The 16465-nt window shown below is 76.9% G+C and carries 17 protein-coding genes; 14 read left to right on the top strand and 3 right to left on the bottom strand.

Translation table 11 applies throughout. The features are described from left to right. Nucleotides 1-58: 58 nt before the first annotated feature. Together K5O09_RS04325 and K5O09_RS19405 are read left to right on the top strand one after the other, a co-directional pair. Nucleotides 59-685: a PAS domain-containing protein gene (locus K5O09_RS04325; protein ID WP_222171603.1), complete on the top strand. Its 627-nt coding sequence runs from the start codon at nt 59-61 to the stop codon at nt 683-685. Next, the gene (locus tag K5O09_RS19405) at nt 685-1599 is read left to right on the top strand and encodes a methyl-accepting chemotaxis protein (RefSeq protein ID WP_304518601.1); all 915 of its coding nucleotides are present in this window, start codon (nt 685-687) and stop codon (nt 1597-1599) included. Before K5O09_RS04325 ends, K5O09_RS19405 begins: the two co-directional genes overlap by 1 nt. Before the next feature lie 64 nt (nt 1600-1663). Here K5O09_RS19405 and K5O09_RS04335 read toward each other — a convergent pair whose 3' ends face one another. Beyond that, the gene (locus tag K5O09_RS04335) at nt 1664-2530 is read right to left on the bottom strand and encodes a hypothetical protein (RefSeq protein ID WP_255596115.1); all 867 of its coding nucleotides are present in this window, start codon (nt 2528-2530) and stop codon (nt 1664-1666) included. A 41-nt stretch (nt 2531-2571) separates the two neighbouring features. Beyond that, nucleotides 2572-3525, bottom strand: a complete 954-nt coding sequence (gene dapD / locus K5O09_RS04340; RefSeq protein WP_222171604.1) for a 2,3,4,5-tetrahydropyridine-2,6-dicarboxylate N-succinyltransferase — start codon at nt 3523-3525, stop codon at nt 2572-2574. A 67-nt stretch (nt 3526-3592) separates the two neighbouring features. Here dapD and dapE point away from each other — a divergent pair, with 67 nt between their 5' ends. The 6 genes from dapE (at nt 3593) to K5O09_RS04370 (ending at nt 9820) form a co-directional block, all read left to right on the top strand. Then, nucleotides 3593-4687, top strand: a complete 1095-nt coding sequence (gene dapE / locus K5O09_RS04345) for a succinyl-diaminopimelate desuccinylase (protein ID WP_222171605.1) — start codon at nt 3593-3595, stop codon at nt 4685-4687. Between the two features lie 91 nt (nt 4688-4778). Beyond that, nucleotides 4779-5636, top strand: coding sequence for a TIGR00730 family Rossman fold protein (locus tag K5O09_RS04350; protein WP_222171606.1), 858 nt, complete (start codon nt 4779-4781; stop codon nt 5634-5636). Further along, nucleotides 5626-6570: a dihydropteroate synthase gene (gene folP, locus K5O09_RS04355; protein ID WP_222171607.1), complete on the top strand. Its 945-nt coding sequence runs from the start codon at nt 5626-5628 to the stop codon at nt 6568-6570. The genes K5O09_RS04350 and folP overlap by 11 nt, the downstream gene beginning before the upstream one ends. A gap of 11 nt (nt 6571-6581) precedes the next feature. Next, entirely contained in the window at nt 6582-7856 is a 1275-nt protein-coding gene (locus K5O09_RS04360; protein ID WP_255596117.1) for a hypothetical protein, read from the top strand. A gap of 166 nt (nt 7857-8022) precedes the next feature. Beyond that, nucleotides 8023-8190 (top strand): DUF3117 domain-containing protein, encoded by a 168-nt coding sequence (locus K5O09_RS04365; protein ID WP_082812748.1) that lies wholly within the window; start codon nt 8023-8025, stop codon nt 8188-8190. Between the two features lie 22 nt (nt 8191-8212). Next, nucleotides 8213-9820, top strand: coding sequence for a M17 family metallopeptidase (locus tag K5O09_RS04370; RefSeq protein ID WP_222171608.1), 1608 nt, complete (start codon nt 8213-8215; stop codon nt 9818-9820). Between the two features lie 136 nt (nt 9821-9956). Here the strand turns inward: K5O09_RS04370 and K5O09_RS04375 are convergent, their stop codons facing one another. Further along, nucleotides 9957-10589 carry an O-methyltransferase gene (locus tag K5O09_RS04375; protein WP_222172588.1) on the bottom strand — a complete coding sequence of 211 codons (633 nt, stop codon included), beginning with the start codon at nt 10587-10589 and terminating at the stop codon, nt 9957-9959. A 284-nt stretch (nt 10590-10873) separates the two neighbouring features. Here K5O09_RS04375 and sigE point away from each other — a divergent pair, with 284 nt between their 5' ends. The 6 genes from sigE (at nt 10874) to K5O09_RS04405 (ending at nt 16414) form a co-directional block, all read left to right on the top strand. Then, nucleotides 10874-11509 carry an RNA polymerase sigma factor SigE gene (gene sigE, locus K5O09_RS04380; RefSeq protein ID WP_222171609.1) on the top strand — a complete coding sequence of 212 codons (636 nt, stop codon included), beginning with the start codon at nt 10874-10876 and terminating at the stop codon, nt 11507-11509. Beyond that, nucleotides 11506-12612, top strand: a complete 1107-nt coding sequence (locus K5O09_RS19410; RefSeq protein WP_222171610.1) for a zf-HC2 domain-containing protein — start codon at nt 11506-11508, stop codon at nt 12610-12612. The genes sigE and K5O09_RS19410 overlap by 4 nt, the downstream gene beginning before the upstream one ends. Next, complete coding sequence (locus K5O09_RS04390; RefSeq protein WP_255596120.1) at nt 12609-14285, top strand: S1C family serine protease; 1677 nt, start codon at nt 12609-12611, stop codon at nt 14283-14285. The genes K5O09_RS19410 and K5O09_RS04390 overlap by 4 nt, the downstream gene beginning before the upstream one ends. A gap of 80 nt (nt 14286-14365) precedes the next feature. Then, complete coding sequence (locus tag K5O09_RS04395; RefSeq protein ID WP_370635519.1) at nt 14366-14770, top strand: twin-arginine translocase TatA/TatE family subunit; 405 nt, start codon at nt 14366-14368, stop codon at nt 14768-14770. A gap of 61 nt (nt 14771-14831) precedes the next feature. After that, nucleotides 14832-15854 carry a tryptophan--tRNA ligase gene (gene trpS / locus K5O09_RS04400; RefSeq protein WP_222171611.1) on the top strand — a complete coding sequence of 341 codons (1023 nt, stop codon included), beginning with the start codon at nt 14832-14834 and terminating at the stop codon, nt 15852-15854. Next, nucleotides 15851-16414 carry a 2'-5' RNA ligase family protein gene (locus K5O09_RS04405; RefSeq protein ID WP_222171612.1) on the top strand — a complete coding sequence of 188 codons (564 nt, stop codon included), beginning with the start codon at nt 15851-15853 and terminating at the stop codon, nt 16412-16414. Before trpS ends, K5O09_RS04405 begins: the two co-directional genes overlap by 4 nt. The last annotated feature ends 51 nt before the right edge of the window (nt 16415-16465 follow it).

Consider the following 16465-nt stretch of genomic DNA (forward strand, 5'->3'; position numbering starts at 1 on the left):
CTGCGTTTCCGCAGGACGAATCGGTCAGAACGCCAGTAGCCGGACCGATGCAGGGAGCATGTCGCCCACGTCGACCGCGCCCGTGCGCGGGACCCGGCGGCCCACCGACGTTGCGCGAGGGCGGCGCGCAGCGGGGCCGACCGGCGTCGAGCGGACCTTCGGTCCCGAGGAGATCATCGTCTCCAAGACCGACCCCAAGGGGGTCATCACCTACGCCAACGACGTCTTCGTGCGCGTCAGCGGCTACGCCGAGCACGAGATCCTCGGGAGCCCGCACAACCTGATCCGGCACCCGGCGATGCCGCGGGCCGTCTTCCAGCTGATGTGGGAGGTCATCCCGACGGGGCGGGAGATCTTCGCCTACGTGGTGAACCTCGCGGCGGACGGCGGGCACTACTGGGTGCTCGCGCACGTCACGCCGTCGTTCGCGCCGGACGGCTCGGTGGTCGGCTACCACTCCAACCGGCGGTGGGTGCCGCCGGCGACCCGCCGCGCGGTGGGGGACCTCTACGCCCGGATCCGCGCCGTCGAGGACGCGCAGTCCCGGACGCCGGACCGGATCGCGGCGGGCCGTGCCGCGCTCGACGCCGCGCTGGCCGAGGCCGGGGCGACGTACGACGAGTTCGTGTGGTCGCTGGCCGCGGCCGACGACGCCTCCGACGCACCCGCCGCGGGTGCCCGGTGATGCGGCGAGGGCGTCCCGGGCGAGAGGACGGGCACGTCGTCCCGGGCGTCGACGAGGAGACCCGGCGGTCGCTCGAGCTCGTCGCCGCGTTCTGCGACCGCGTGGCCGACGGCGACCTGGAGGGCCGGCTGCCGGTCCTCGAGGGCGATCCGGCGGTGCAGCGTGCTCGTACCGCGCTGAACCGGCTGGCCGACGTCGTCGACGCGTACGTGCGCGAGTCGCAGGCGTCGCTCACCGCGGCCGGTGAAGGGCGGTTCCACCGACGGTTCCTGCGCCGCGGCATGCCAGGGGCGTTCCGCGACGGAGCCGTGCGGATCGACGCCGCCCGGGCGGGGCTCGAGGCCGCCGCGCAGCGCACGGCGCGGGACCAGGCGGAACGGTCCGACCTCGCGGAGCGCATGGTCGCGGTGGCAGCACGGGTCGCCGACTCCGCCCACGGGCTCGCCTCGTCGGCTGCGTCGCTCGCCGCCGCGGCGCGCTCGGCGACGGGAGCCGCCCACGACTCCCGGGAGACCGTGCGGGAGCTCACGGACACGTCCGCGCAGATCGAGGAGGCCGCCGGGCTCGTCAAGACGATCGCGAGCCGGACGCGCCTGCTCGCCCTGAACGCCGCGATCGAGGCGGCGCGGGCCGGCGACGCGGGGCGCGGGTTCGCCGTGGTGGCCGACGAGGTGCGCACGCTCGCCGACGACTCCGCGGGGCGGTCGGACGACATCGCGCGCCAGGTCGTGGCCGCGCAGGCCGCCGCCGAGGAGGCCGGCCGGGCGATCGGCCGCATCGACGAGATCATCGCCGGGATGTCGACGCAGGTGGCCGCGGTCGCTGCGGCGGCCGACGGCGGTGACGGGGCGGGGCTCGCCGAGCTCGCGGAGCAGCTCCGTGCGGAGATCACGAGCTTCGCGGCTCTGAGCTGACGCCCGGGCCGGTCGGACCCACGCGCCGGGCCTGGCGCCGAGCCGGCGCGTGGCCCGGCGCGGGTCAGCGCGCGGGCGGCAGCGTCAGCGCGACCGTGCCCGGGGCGAGGGCCTCGGCGAGCGCGCCCGCCTGCCACCCGTCGCCGCCGCGTGACCAGCGGGCGTCCCCGACCTCGACGGTCGCCAGGTCGAGCGCCTCCGCGGCGGCGACCGCCCACTGCGCGACGGCCCACCCTGCGCGCGCCGGATCGCCTCCGGCGAGCGCGACCAGGCCCCCGGCCTCGAGCAGCACCACCGGCCCCTCCTCGCCAGTCGCCGAACCGTCGGCCACGGCCGTCACGCTGCCCGCGAAGTCCCGCTGGACCCGCGCCGCGACGGTGTCGGGGTCGCCCGGGCCGCCGGGCGCGTCCAGGTCGCAGTGCAGGGCGGCCGTGCTCCAGCCGGTCAGGGCCGACGCCCACGCCCGGGAGCGGGCCTCGTGCTGCGCGTAGGCGTCCGGGAACCCCGACCGCTGCACGGCCTGCGCGGCCTCGGTGACCGGCAGCTCCGTGTAGCCCGGCACCTCCACCAGGCCGTCGTAGAACCGGCCGGTGGAGTAGACGGGGTCCATGATCTGCTCGACGGTGCCCCAGCCCTGGGACGGCCGCTGCTGGAACAGCCCCACCGAGTCGCGGTCGCCGTAGTCGATGTTGATGAGGCGTGACTCCTGCAGCGCCGTGGCCAGCCCGATCGTGACGGCGCGCGCGGGGAGACCGCGGTGCTGGGCGGTGGCGGCGATCAGCGCGGCGTTGTCCGCCTGGTCGGCCGACAGGTCCCACACGGCGCCGTCGACGGTGGCCGTGCACCGCCGGGACGCCGTGTCGTCGTGCGTGGCGTCGAGCGTCCAGACGACCGCGCCGACGGCACCCGCGAGCACGGCCAGCGCGGTCACCGCCGCGCAGCCGAGCCGGGACCGCCGTCGCGCCACGGCGCTCAGTTCGCGTGCAGCGCGGCGTTGAGCACGATGCCGGTCCCGGTCCGGGCCACGGCCTCCACCCCGCCGGTCAGGGAGTTGCGCCGCAGCAGGATCCCGTCGGCGCCGGACAGCTCGCGCGCCTTGACGACCCGCGGCGCGCCGTCGGGGCCGGTCTGGCCGACCAGCGTCACCTTGGTGCCGGCGGTCACGTAGAGGCCCGCCTCGACCACGCAGTCGTCGCCGAGCCGGATGCCGAGCCCGGCGTTCGCGCCGAGCAGCGACCGCTCACCGATCGACACCCGCTCCCGCCCGCCGCCGGACAGCGTGCCCATGATGGACGCGCCGCCGCCGATGTCGCTGCCCTCGCCGACGACCACGCCCTGGGAGATGCGGCCCTCGACCATGGACGTGCCGAGCGTGCCCGCGTTGAAGTTCACGAAGCCCTCGTGCATGACGGTCGTCCCGGGCGCGAGGTGCGCGCCGAGCCGCACGCGGTCGGCGTCAGCGACGCGCACGCCCGACGGCAGCACGTAGTCGACCATGCGCGGGAACTTGTCGACGCCGTAGACGGTCACCGGCCGCCCGGTCGCCGCCCGCAGCCGGGCGCGGGTCGCCTCGAAGCCCTCGACCGCGCAGGGCCCGCGGTCCGTCCACACGACGTTCGGCAGCGCGCCGAACAGCCCGTCGAGGTTGATCGTGTTCGGACGCACCAGCCGGTGCGACAGCAGGTGCAGCCGCAGGTACGCGTCGGACGCGCCGGCGGGTGCGGCGTCCAGGTCGACGACCGTCAGCACCGTCTCCGTGCGCACCCCGCGGGCCGGGTCGGTGCCGGCCAGGTCGGCGAGCTCCGGGGGGCACGGGACGTCGTCCGGTGCGGCGCCGAGCGCGGGCTGCGGGTACCAGGTGTCGAGGACGGTCCCGGAGTCGGCGACGGTGGCCAGGCCCCAGCCCCAGGCGGTGCGGTCGGTCATGCCACCAGCCTAGGGGCCGTCCGGGGCCGTCCGGGGCCGGCCCGGCGCCCGGCGGTAGGGTCGCGGCGTGACGACGACCACCCCGCTGGACCTGACCGCCGACCTCACGACGCTCACCGCGCGCGTGTGCGACATCGCCTCGGTCAGCGGGGACGAGGCGGCGCTCGCGGACGCGGTGGAGGCGGCCCTGGCCGCGTACCCGCACCTGGAGGTGCTGCGCGACGGGGACACGGTCGTCGCGCGCACCCACCTCGGTCGCGCGTCGCGGGTCGTCGTGGCCGGGCACCTCGACACCGTGCCGGTGGCGGGCAACCTCCCGACCCGGCTGGAGGGCGAGGGTGAGGACGCGGTGCTGTGGGGGCGCGGCACGGTCGACATGAAGGGCGGCGTCGCCGTGCAGCTCGCGCTGGCCGCCTCGCTCACCGCGCCGACCCGCGACGTCACGTGGGTGTTCTACGACCACGAGGAGGTCGACGCCTCCCTGAGCGGCCTGGGCCGGGTCGTCCGGCGGCACCCCGAGTGGCTCGAGGCGGACTTCGCGGTGCTGGGGGAGCCGACGGACGCCGGCCTGGAGGGCGGCTGCAACGGCACCCTGCGCGCCGAGGTCCGGGTGACGGGCGTCGCCGCCCACTCGGCCCGCGCGTGGACCGGGGTCAACGCGATCCACGCCGCCGCGCCGGTGCTCGCCCGGCTGGCCGCGTACGAGCCCGCGTCCGTCGAGGTCGACGGGCTCGTGTACCGCGAGGGGCTGAACGCGGTGCTGATCAGCGGCGGCGTCGCCACGAACGTGGTGCCGGACCGCTGCGTCGTCACCGTGAACTACCGCTTCGCCCCGTCGCGCACGGTGGCGGAGGCCACCGCCCACGTCGAGGAGCTGTTCGCCGGGTTCGAGGTCGTCGTCACGGACGCGGCCGGCGGTGCCCGTCCGGGGCTGGACGACCCGGCGGCCGCCGAGTTCGCCGCGGCGGTGCTGGGCGTGACCGGGGGCGCACCGGCACCCAAGTACGGCTGGACCGACGTCGCGCGGTTCGCCGAGCTCGGCATCCCCGCGGTCAACTTCGGCCCCGGCGACCCGCTGCTCGCGCACAAGGACGACGAGCGGCTGCCCGTGGCGCAGCTCGTCCTGTGCCACGAGGCCCTGCGCGCGTGGTTGACCGCCTGACGCCGGGCCACGTGCCGTTCACCCGGCCGCCATCCGCCGTCGCCGCACGTCACGCCGCCGCGCCGCGCCGCTGACCGTAGAGTCGGCTCCCATGAGCGACGACGGCCTCCCGGCACCCGGCTCCGGCTACCGCAAGGGCCCGGTGCTGCTCCGGCGCGGGCAGATCCCCGCCACGACCTCCGACCAGCGGCTGCTGTCCGGCGGCGGCAGTTCCGACTGGCTGCACGGCGACCCCTGGCGCGTCATGCGGATCCAGAGCGAGTTCGTCGAGGGGTTCGGGGCGCTCGCGGAGCTCGGCCCGGCCGTCAGCGTGTTCGGTTCGGCGCGGACGCTGCCCGAGCACCCTGACTTCGCGCTGGGCGAGTCGGTCGGGCGGCTGCTGGCGGAGGCCGGCTACGCGGTGATCACCGGCGGCGGGCCGGGCATCATGTCGGCCGCGAACAAGGGCGCCTCCGAGTCGGGCGGCCTGTCGGTCGGCCTCGGCATCGAGCTGCCGTTCGAGCAGGGCATGAACCCGTGGGTCGACCTCGGGGTCAACTTCCGCTACTTCTTCGCCCGCAAGACGATGTTCGTGAAGTACGCGGAGGGCTTCATCGTGCTGCCCGGCGGGTTCGGGACGTTCGACGAGCTGTTCGAGGCGCTCACGCTCGTGCAGACGCACAAGGTGACCGAGTTCCCGATCGTGCTGGTCGGCACCGACTACTGGAGCGGGCTGCTCGAGTGGCTGCGCGGGCCGGTGCTGGAGCGGGGCATGGTCCGCGAGGCCGACCTCGAGCTGCTCCGTCTGGTGGACGACCCGGAGGAGGCGGTCCGCATCGTCCGCGACCGCGGCGTCGAGCTGCGCGAGGCCGAGCGCGAGGCGGCCCGTGACGCGGCGCGGGCGCAGGCGGCAGCGGAGTCCGGAGCCACCGCGGAGAGCGAGGCGGAGGCGGGGTCGGGTGGCCGCTGACGACTCCGCGGCCCCGGCGGTCCCGGCCGCCGGCGCGCCCCTGCTGCTGCGCGGCCGCTGGTACGGCCCGGAGCGCCCGGTCGTGATGGCGGTCGTCAACCGGACGCCGGACTCGTTCTACGCCGCCGCCCGGTACGACGACGCGGGGGCGGACGCCGCGGTCGCGCGGGCCGAGGAGGAGGGCGCCGACCTCGTGGACCTGGGCGGCGTGCGTGCCGGCCGCGGTCCCGCCGTGGACGCCGCCGAGGAGATCGCGCGCGTGGTGCCGCTGGTCGAGCGGGTCCGTCGGCGGCACCCGGACCTCCTGGTGAGCGTCGACACGTGGCGGTCGGAGGTGGCGCGCGCCGCCGCGGACGCCGGAGCCGACCTGCTGAACGACACCTGGGCCGGCCACGACCCGGCCCTCGTGGAGGTGGCCGCGGAGCGCGGGCTGGGCGTGGTCTGCTCGCACACCGGCGGGCTCCCGCCCCGGACCGACCCGCTGCGCGTGTCCTACCCGCTGCCGGACGACGCGCCCGCGGGCACCGACCCCCGGGACGGCGTCCTCCTGGACGTCCTCGCCACGCTCCGGGCGTCCGCGGCCCGTGCGGTCGGGCTCGGCGTGCACCCGGCGAGCGTGCTGGTCGACCCGACCCACGACTTCGGCAAGAACACCTGGCACTCGCTGCACCTGGTCCGCCGGACCGCCGCGCTGACGACGCTCGGGCACCCGCTGCTGGTCGCGCTGTCGCGCAAGGACCTGGTGGGCGAGACGCTCGGGCTCCCGCCGGAGGACCGCCTCGAGGGCACGCTCGCGGCGACGTCGGTGGCGGCGTGGCTGGGTGCCCGGGTGTTCCGCGCGCACGACGTGCGCGCGACCCGGCGCGTCGTCGACATGGTGGCCGCGCTGCGCGGCGACGCCCCTCCGGCGCGGGCCGTCCGGGGCCTGGCGTGACGGGAGCGGGGGTGACGGGGGCCGGCGCGCGGGGGGCGGGCGCCGGCGCGGACGGGCCCCCGGTGCCGGTGCCGGCCGTGCGGCCGCTCGACGCCCGCACCTGGCCGTGGTGGGCGCAGGCGCTCGGTGTCTACGCCGCGGCGCGTGCCTTCTCCGCGGTGGTGCTGCTCGTCGTCGCGCGGCACCAGGCCGCCACCGGCTGGACGGGTGCCGCGCCGGGGTACGCGGACTACGCGGGGCTGATGTGGGACGCCACCTGGTACCGCCGGATCGCCGAGGGCGGCTACCCCGCGACGCTGCCGGTGGGTGCCGACGGCCTGGTCCAGCAGAACGAGTGGGCGTTCTTCCCCCTCTACCCCCTGCTGGTGCGCGGCGTCATGGCGGTCACCGGCGGGTCGTGGGCCGTCGTCGCCCCGACGGTGTCGCTGCTGCTCGGCGCGGGCGCGGTCCTGCTCGTGCACCGCACGGTGGTCCGGGGCGCACCCCGGGCGGTCGCGGCGCGGCCCGGCCTGCCGCTGGCGACGGTGCTGCTGGTGAGCGTGTTCCCGACGTCCGTCGTGCTCCAGGTCGGCTACACGGAGGCGCTCGCGCTGCTGCTCGTCGCAGCGTCGCTGCTGGCCGTCGTGACGCGCCGCTACGGCTGGGCCTGCCTGGCGGTGCTGGCGCTCGGGTTCACGCGCGCGGTCGCCCTGCCCATGGCCGTCGTCGTCGCGGTGCACGCGCTGGTCCGGTGGCGGGAGTGGCGGGCCACCGGGCAGCGACCGCCGGGCCGCGACGTCCTCGGCCTCGGGGCGCTCGCGCTGACCTCGGTGGTCTCCGGCTTCGCGTGGTTGGTGGTGTGCGGCTGGGTGACGGGGGTCCCCGACGCGTACCTGCTCACGCAGGAGGCGTGGCGCGGGTCCCCGACGACGGCCCCGTTCGCCGGGTGGGCCTACGTGCCGCAGTTCTGGTTCGGCAGCGCCGCCCCGTGGGTCGTGCTCGCGGCCGCCGTGGTCGTGGTGGGGAGCCTCGTCGCCCCGTCGACCTGGCGTCTGGGGCGGGAGCTGCACGCCTGGTCCGCCGCCTACCTGCTGTACCTCGCGGCCGCGGTGGAGCCCGGGAGCAGCCTCGCGCGGTTCCTGCTGCTGGCGTTCCCCCTCGGTGCCGCGACCGCCGGGGTGGTCACGCGCCCGCGTGCCGGGCGGTGGGCGTGGACGGCCGCGGTGGCCGTCCTGATGCTCGTCCTCCAGGTGGTGTGGGTGTGGTGGATCTGGCGTCTCGTCCCGCCCTCCGGGTGGCCGCCGTGACCACCGGTGCGCGCGTGAGCGGGCGCTCCCTGCCTCGCTCGTCGCCCCGGTGAACTAGACTGACCGACGGACATCCGCTGATCCGCGCCCTGTCCGCACCGGCCCCGCCCGCGGCGGGACCAGCGCGTTCGGGTCCCGGGACGCACGACGCGAAGGAGAGCCCCGCATGGCCGCGATGAAGCCGAGGACTGGTGACGGTCCGCTCGAGGTGACCAAGGAGGGCCGCGGCATCGTCATGCGGGTCCCGCTCGAGGGCGGTGGCCGGCTCGTCGTCGAGCTCAACGCGACCGAGGCGCAGGAGCTGGGCGAGGCCCTCACCTCCGTCGTCTCCTGACGGCTCGGGGACTCGCTCCGTCGTGGCACGTTCCGTGACGCACCCCGAGGTGCGCATCGGCCGCCCGGTGCCGGCGGTCGGCCTGGTGGGCGGCTCGCTCGCGTCCTCCGCGCTCCTGCTGGAGGCGGACGTCGACGCGGTGGCCGTCCCGGTCGCCCCGCCCGCACCGGACGACACCGACCTCCAGCCGGGCCGCGGCACCGCCGACGCCGCCGCCCGCTACGGCATCGACCTCGCCGAGGTCGCCGAGCGCGCCGGCCTGACCGGCGCGCCCGGCGAGGCGTGGACCCTGCTCCTCCCGCGGCCGGTCGGTCGCGCGGGTGCCGCGCTGCCCTGGGACGGCCTGCCGCGCCGGCTCGTCCTCGTGGGCGTCGGCGCCGGCACCCCCGACGAGCTGCGACGCGCCGGCGCAGCCCTGGCGCGCGCCACGCGCGGGCTGCGGCGCGTGCTCACGACCGTCGCGACCGAGCCCGGCGGCGACGGGCCGCGCGCCGTGCGTGCCTTCGCCGAGGGCTACCTGCTGGCCGCCTACCGGGTGCAGCGCATCGGTGCCCCCGCGCCGGCGGGTGAGGCACCCGCCTCCGAGCTCGTCGTGGTCGGCCGCGACGGGGTCCGGGCCCAGGCCGCGCTCGACGACGCGGTGCGCGGCGCCACGGCGACGTGGCTCGTCCGCGACCTGGCCAACACCCCGTCGAGCACCAAGGACCCGGCCTGGATGGCCGACCGTGCCTCCGCACTGGCCCGCGACGCAGGGCTGCGCGTCGAGGTCCTCGGCCCCCGCGAGCTCGCCGCCCAGGGATTCGGCGGCATCCTCGCCGTCGGGTCGGGCTCGGCGTCGACCCCGCGGCTCGTGACCGTCGCGTACGACCCGCCCGCCGACGGCGGCTCCCGGCGCGCCCGGCACGTCGTGGTGGTCGGCAAGGGCATCACGTACGACACCGGGGGGCTGTCCATCAAGCCGCGCGAGTCCATGGTCCCGATGAAGACCGACATGGCCGGGGCCGCGGTCGCGCTCGCCACGGTCCTCGGAGCGGCCGCCGCCGGCGTCCCGCACCGCGTCACCGCGGTCCTGCCGCTCGCGGAGAACCACGTCGGCGCCGCGTCGTACCGGCCGGGTGACGTGCTGACCCTGTGGGGCGGACGCACCGTCGAGATCGCGAACACGGACGCCGAGGGCCGGCTGGTGCTCGGTGACGCGCTCGCGTGGGCGGACGCGACGCTGGACCCGGACGTGCTGCTCGACGTCGCGACGCTCACGGGCGCGGCCAGCCTGGGGCTCGGCAAGCAGCACGCGGCGCTCTACGCCACCGACCCGCGCCTCGCCGGGGCGATCGAGACCGCCGCCGTCGAGTCGGGCGAGCCCGTGTGGTCCATGCCGCTCGTCGAGGACTACGCCGACGCCGTGCGCTCGACGGTGGCGGACCTGCGGCACGTGCCGATCGACCCGAAGCAGGGCGGCGGCTCCATCACCGCCGCGCTGTTCCTCCGGGAGTTCGTGGGCACCCGCACCTGGGCGCACCTCGACATCGCCGGGCCGGCGCGGTCGACGGCGGACAAGCACGAGGTGACCGAGGGGGCGACGGGCTTCGGCGCCCGGTTGCTGCTGCGGTACCTCGCGGCGCTGCGCTGACCCGACGCCCGGCGGGCGGGGCTCCGGGGCAGTCCGCGCGCGGCCGGACCGCGAGCGGGGACGCGCCCCGCGCCCGACGACTCCGAGAGGGAGCGGCGCGCGACCGGGACGCACCGCCACCCGACGGCCGGGGGGATCAGCGGTGGACGGCCACCAGCAGCCCGTCGCCGACCGGCAGCAGCGCGGGCAGGAGCCGCTCGTCCTCCCGCACGCGCCGGCCCGTCTCGCGGACGATCGTCGTCGCCTCGTCGCGGCGCGCCGGGTCGGCGACACGGTCGTGCCACAGCGCGTCGTCGACGGCGAGAACGCCACCGGGGCGCAGCAGGCGGACCGCCTGCTCGACGTAGGCGGGGTAGTTCTCGATGTCCGCGTCGACGAGCACGAGGTCGTAGGCGCCGTCGGTCAGGCGCGGCAGCACGTCGAGGGCCCGGCCCGAGATCGTGCGGGTGCGCGCCGGGCGCACGCCCTCCTCCGCGAACGCCGTCTTGGCGGCCCGCTGGTGCTCCACCTCGACGTCGATCGTGGTCAGCACGCCGTCGCCGGGCATGCCGCGCAGCAGGTGCAGGCCGCTCACCCCGGCACCGGTCCCGATCTCGACCACCGCACGGGCGCGTGCCGCGGCGGCGAGCACCGTCAGCGTGGCCCCCGTGCCGGGAGCCACCGGCGTGCAGCCGAGCTGACCCGCGCGGTCCCGGGCGCGCAGCAGGGTGTCGTCCTCGGGCACGAAGCCCTCCGCGTAGACCCAGCTGGCGGCCTTGTCGGTGGCGATGGTGTCCTCCTGCGGACGGTTCGAGAGGGGCGGACGTCGACGCAGGCCAGCCTAGTGGGCGACCCGGCCCGGGCGGCGCGGCCGCGGGCGACGCGCGGAGGGCGGCCGGGCGCGGGCGCGCGTCACGCCCGGCACCGGTCGGGAACCGGCGGAACCCGCGGGAACGGTGCGGAGTGTGTGCGCGTTGTGCGTGAGCAGGAGGGGAACCGGTTCGCACGGGGACCCGCGCCCTGGGAGACTGGGGCACGCGCCGCGCCCCGCGGCTCCTGAGACGAAGGACCTGGATGGCGACCTCGGTGCCCGACACGGACTGGCAGCCCCCGAGCTGGGAGGCCATCGTCCGGGAGCACTCCGCGCGCGTGTACCGCCTCGCCTACCGGCTGACCGGCAACCGGCACGACGCCGAGGACCTCACGCAGGAGGTCTTCGTGCGGGTGTTCCGGTCGCTGTCGACGTACACGCCCGGCACGTTCGAGGGCTGGCTGCACCGCATCACCACCAACCTGTTCCTCGACCAGGCGCGCCGCCGGCAGCGCATCCGCATGGACGCGATGGGCGAGGACGGCGACCGGTACCCCACGTCCGACGGGGGCCCCGAGCGGGCGTTCGAGCACGACAACCTCGACGTCGACGTCCAGCGCGCGCTCGACGAGCTGCCGCCGGAGTACCGCGCGGCCGTCGTCCTGTGCGACATCGAGGGGTTGTCGTACGAGGAGATCGCGGTGACGCTGGGCATCAAGCTCGGCACGGTGCGCTCGCGCATCCACCGGGCGCGCGCCCGGCTGCGGGTGTCGCTGGAGCACCGTGCGCCCCGCGAGCAGCGGACGCCGCCGTCCGAGGACGCCACCCCGCACGAGCGGGCCCTCGACGGGCGTCCGGCCGCCGGGCCGTCCGCGCCCGCACCCGCGGGGGCACGATGAGCGGCCACCTCGGGGACCGGATCAGCGCCCTGGTCGACGGGCAGCTCGGCCCGGCGGCGACCGAGCGCGCCCTGGTGCACGTCGCCGGCTGCCCGCGGTGCGCGGCCGACCTGGCCGCCGCCCGGGCCGCCCGCCGTGTGCTCTCCGACGCGGACGACGTCCGCCCGGCCGGGGACCTGACCGCCCGGCTGCTGGCTCTCGGCGGCTGCCCGGGGACCGGGGACCCGCGTCGCGGCCCGGCAGGCCACGCGGCTCCGGGTCGGATGGACCCGTTCGTCCCGCCCGCCGGCGCAGCCCGCCCGTCCCCGGCGGCGACCGGGCTCGTGGGCCTGCTCGGCGGGGGGCGCGGTGTGCTCGGCGGCGAGGTCCTCGGGTCCGGCCGTGTGGTCGGTGCCCGGACGGGCGTCACCGGACGGGTGCTCGGCCGTGAGGTGCTGGGGTCCGGCGGCGTGCTCGGTGGCCGCGGGTTCCCCGGCCCCGGGCAGGGCCGCCGGCGGTTCCGCGCCGCTGTCGGGTCCCTGACGGGGCTCGGCATGGTCGCCGTCGGTCTGTTCCTGCTCGGCGACCGCCCGGACGTCGCCCCGGTGACCGCGTCCCGGGACGCCCTGGCGGTGCTCGGGGACGCGGGGGCGCCTGCCGCGGTCGCGGTGGCCGCGCCGAGCGAGCCCGCGGTGGGTGCCACCACGCAGGAGTACCTGGACTGGATGCGGGCGCACGGGTGGACCTGCCCCACCGAGATCCCGGACGGCTGGGCCGTGACGTCCGTGCGGGAGCGCGACGGCGGACGCACCCTCGAGGTCGACCTGTCCGGGCCGGCCGGCGGCGTCGTCGTCACCGAGCAGCACGGCCAGCTCGACACCGGGGTCCTGACCGCCGCCGACCAGCTCGACGTCGCCGGCCGCACCGTCTACGTGCTGTCCACGGCCCCGTGGCACGCCGCCTGGCAGTCGGGCGACACCGTCGTCGAGGTCGTGGCCGCCGGCACCGACCCGGAGGTCTCGGCTGTCGTCGCCCGGTTCCCCGGCGGGGAGTTCGACACCGGGCTGCCCGCCCGCCTGACCCGCGGCTGGGACACGCTCACGACCGCCGTGCACCTGCCGTGACGGCCCGCGACGAGCACGGCGAGCACGACGAGCACGGCCGGCGCGAGCAGCACGGGGAGGAGCCGCAGGTGGGGGAGCAGCAGCCGGGGGTGCCGCCGGACGAGCCCGCCGCGGCACCGGGACCCGTCCCCGGCCGGCCGGGGACCACCCCGCCGGTCGGCGGCACCCCGCCGCGCCACGGCGACCCGTTCGCCGCTCCACCGGCCGCTCCGCCCGGGTGGCAGGCCCCCCGTCCGTGGGGCCCGCCCGGCGGTGGTGCGCCCGCGCCCGACCCGTGGCACGCCCCCCGGACGGCGCCGGCGTCCTCGTCGCCCTTCGCCGCCCCGTCGGGTCCCGCCCCGTCGGGCTACCCGAGCGCGGCGCCGTCGGGCTACCCGGCCGCGGGCCCGTCGGGCTACCCGCTCGCAGGCCTCCCACCGGTCCCTCCCGCCACCCGGGGCGCCGCCCCGCCGTCGCCGTACGCGCCGACCCCGCTGCCGCCCGACCCGGGGGCCGTCCCGCGCCCGGCCGTCGTGCCCGAGGGCGCAGCGCCGTGGCCGCCGTTCGAGCCGCCCGCCGCCCCGCGCCGTCGCGCCCGGCTGCCGCTGGGCGTCGTCGCCGGGCTGGTCGTCGCGGCCTTCGGGGCAGGACTGCTCGGGGGCCTGGTCGGCGCCGGCCTCACCGACCGGGACGACCGGCTGGCCGACGCGGGCCTGCCCGCCGCGGTCCCAGGCGGTTCACCGGACCGGGCGGCCGACGGGGTCGCCGGCATCGCGGCGACGGTGCTGCCGTCCGTGGTGTCGATCGAGGCGACGAGCGCCGTCGGCTCGGCGACGGGCTCCGGCATGGTGCTGCGCCAGGACGGCTACATCCTCACCAACCACCACGTGGTGGCCGGCGCCGAGGAAGCCGGCTCGTCGTTGGTCGTGCTGTTCGCGGACGGGTCGCAGGAGCCGGCCACCGTCGTCGGGAGCACCCCGGACTATGACCTGGCGGTGCTCAAGGTCGACGTCACCGGTCTGACCCCGCTGGCGCTGGGGGACTCCGACGAGGTCCAGGTCGGCGATCCCGTCGTCGCCGTGGGCGCGCCGCTCGGGCTCGCGGGCACGGTCACGTCCGGCATCGTCAGCGCTCTCAACCGTCCGGTGGCGGCGGGCGACGGCAACGAGGCGACCGCGTTCATCAACGCGATCCAGACGGACGCCGCCATCAACCCGGGCAACTCCGGGGGGCCCCTGGTGAACGCCGCGGGGGAGGTCGTCGGCATCAACTCGGCGATCGCGCAGCCTCCGGGGGCCGCACCGGCCGCCGGAGGCAGCATCGGGCTCGGCTTCGCGATCCCGTCGAACCAGGCGCGTCGCACCGCCGAGCAGCTGATCGAGACGGGGCGCGCCACCTACCCCGTGATCGGGGCGATGCTCGACACCCGCTACACCGGGGAGGGCGTGCGCGTCGCAGGGGAGTCGCAGCAGGGTCAGCCACCGGTGACGCCGGACGGACCGGCCGACCGGGCGGGGATCCGGCCCGGGGACGTCATCCTCGCCATCGAGGGGCGACCGGTGACGCAGCCCGACGAGCTCATCGTCGCCATCCGGGCGCGCACGCCCGGGGAGGCCGTCCTGCTGCGCGTGCGCGGTGACGACGGTGCGGAGCGGGACGTGCGCGTGGTGCTGGACGAGTCCCCGCAGGGCTGAGCCGCCGGACGTCCGGAGCCGCACGCGGGGCCGGACGGCGGCGCTGCGACCGCCCTCGCGCCGAGCGGTAGCCTGGGCGGGTGTTGTTCGACATCAACGGCGGCGAGCTCCTCGTGATCCTGCTCGTCGCCGTGATCGTCATCGGGCCGTCCCGGCTGCCGCGGTACGCCGAGCAGCTCGCCCGCCTCACGAAGCAGGCCCGCCACTACCTGCAGGACGCCCGCACCCGCGTGGACTCGGAGCTCGGCGACGAGGTCAAGGACATCGACTGGGAGGCCCTCGACCCGCGGCGCTACGACCCCCGCCGGATCGTGCGCGAGGCGCTGCTCGACCCGGAGCCCGGCACCGCGTCGTCGCGCGGTGCCGTCGCTGCACGCACCTCGGCCGCCGCCGCGACCGCGTCCGCCGGTGCCGGCCCCTCCCGGCTCCCCGGCACCGCCCCGCCCCCGACGCCGCCCGCCCCGTTCGACGACGAGGCGACCTGACGCCCCGCACGTGCCCGCACCCCTCCACCGGGCCCCGGCCCCCGACCGTCAGAATGGACCCATGGTCTCCGGCTCCCCTCGCATCTTCTCCGGGATGCAGCCCACCTCCGACTCCCTCCACCTCGGCAACTACCTCGGCGCGCTGACCCAGTGGGTCGCGCTGCAGGACACCTACGACGCCCTGTACTGCGTCGTCGACCTGCACGCGCTGACGGTCTCGCCGGACCCGGCCGCGCTCCGCGAGCGCACCCGGCGCACCGCGGCGCAGTACCTGGCCGCCGGCGTCGACCCCGAGCGCTCGATCCTGTTCGTGCAGTCGCACGTCGCCGAGCACGCCGAGCTCGCCTGGCTGCTCTCCTGCCAGACCGGTTTCGGCGAGGCCGGGCGCATGACGCAGTTCAAGGACAAGTCCGCCAAGCACGGGGCGGAGGGCACCTCGGTCGGGCTGTTCACGTACCCGATCCTCATGGCGGCCGACATCCTGCTGTACGACACGGCGCTCGTGCCGGTCGGCGAGGACCAGCGCCAGCACCTCGAGCTCACCCGCGACCTCGCGCAGCGGCTGAACTCCCGGTTCGGCGAGGGCACCGCCGTCGTCCCGGACGCGCACATCGTCAAGGCGACCGCGAAGATCTACGACCTGCAGGACCCGACGTCGAAGATGAGCAAGTCGGCGTCGAGCCCCAACGGCATCGTCGACCTGCTCGACCCGCCGAAGACGGTCGCGAAGCGCATCCGGTCGGCGGTGACGGACGCGATCGGCGAGGTGCGGTTCGACCGCGAGGCCCAGCCCGGCGTCGCCAACCTGCTGACGATCTTCTCCGCGCTCACGGGGCGCGACGTCGACGCGATCGTCGCCGACTACGAGGGCAAGGGCTACGGGCACCTCAAGGTCGACCTCGCGGAGGTCGTGACCGGGTTCCTCACGCCGTTCCAGGAGCGGGTGGACGGGTACCTGTCCGACCCGGCCTCGCTCGACGCGGTGCTGGCGGACGGCGCCGAGCGGGCCCGGGTCATCGCGCGCTCGACGCTCGGGCGGATCTCGGAGCGGTTCGGCCTGCTGCCGCGCCGCGGGACGGCATGAACCCCACCGGCCCGTTCGGCGAGGAGCTCCGGATCGGTGTGGCCGTCAGCGTGCCCGAGCCGTTCGCCGGTGCGCTGGAGGCCGCCCGGGCGCGGGTCGGGGACCCGGCCGCGGAGCTGATCCGGCCGCACATCACGCTGCTCGGCCCCACCGTGCTGCCGACGGCGGCGCTGCCGGACGTCGACCGCCACCTGCGGGCCGTCGCGGCAGCGCACCCGCCGTTCACCGTGCACCTGCGCGGCACCGCGACGTTCCGCCCGGTCTCGCCCGTGGTGTTCGTGCAGGTCGTCGAGGGCATCGCGTCGTGCGAGGGGCTCGAGGTCGCAGTGCGCTCCGGCGTGCTCGCCCAGGAGCTGCGGTTCCACTACCACCCGCACGTGACGATCGCGCACGACGTGGACGACGCCGCTCTGGACCGGGCCTTCGTGGAGCTCGCGGACTTCGAGGCCCGGTTCCACGTCCCGGAGATCCACGTGTACGAGCACGGCGACGACGGCGTGTGGCGGACCATCGGCGCGTACCGGCTCGGCGGCGGCACCCCCGGTCCCGCAGCGTCCTGACCGGCGCGGACGCACCCGTTCGGGATGCCGGAGACGCCGCTCGCTCCTAGG

Source organism: Cellulomonas sp. C5510 (assembly GCF_019797765.1).
Classification (GTDB): domain Bacteria; phylum Actinomycetota; class Actinomycetes; order Actinomycetales; family Cellulomonadaceae; genus Cellulomonas.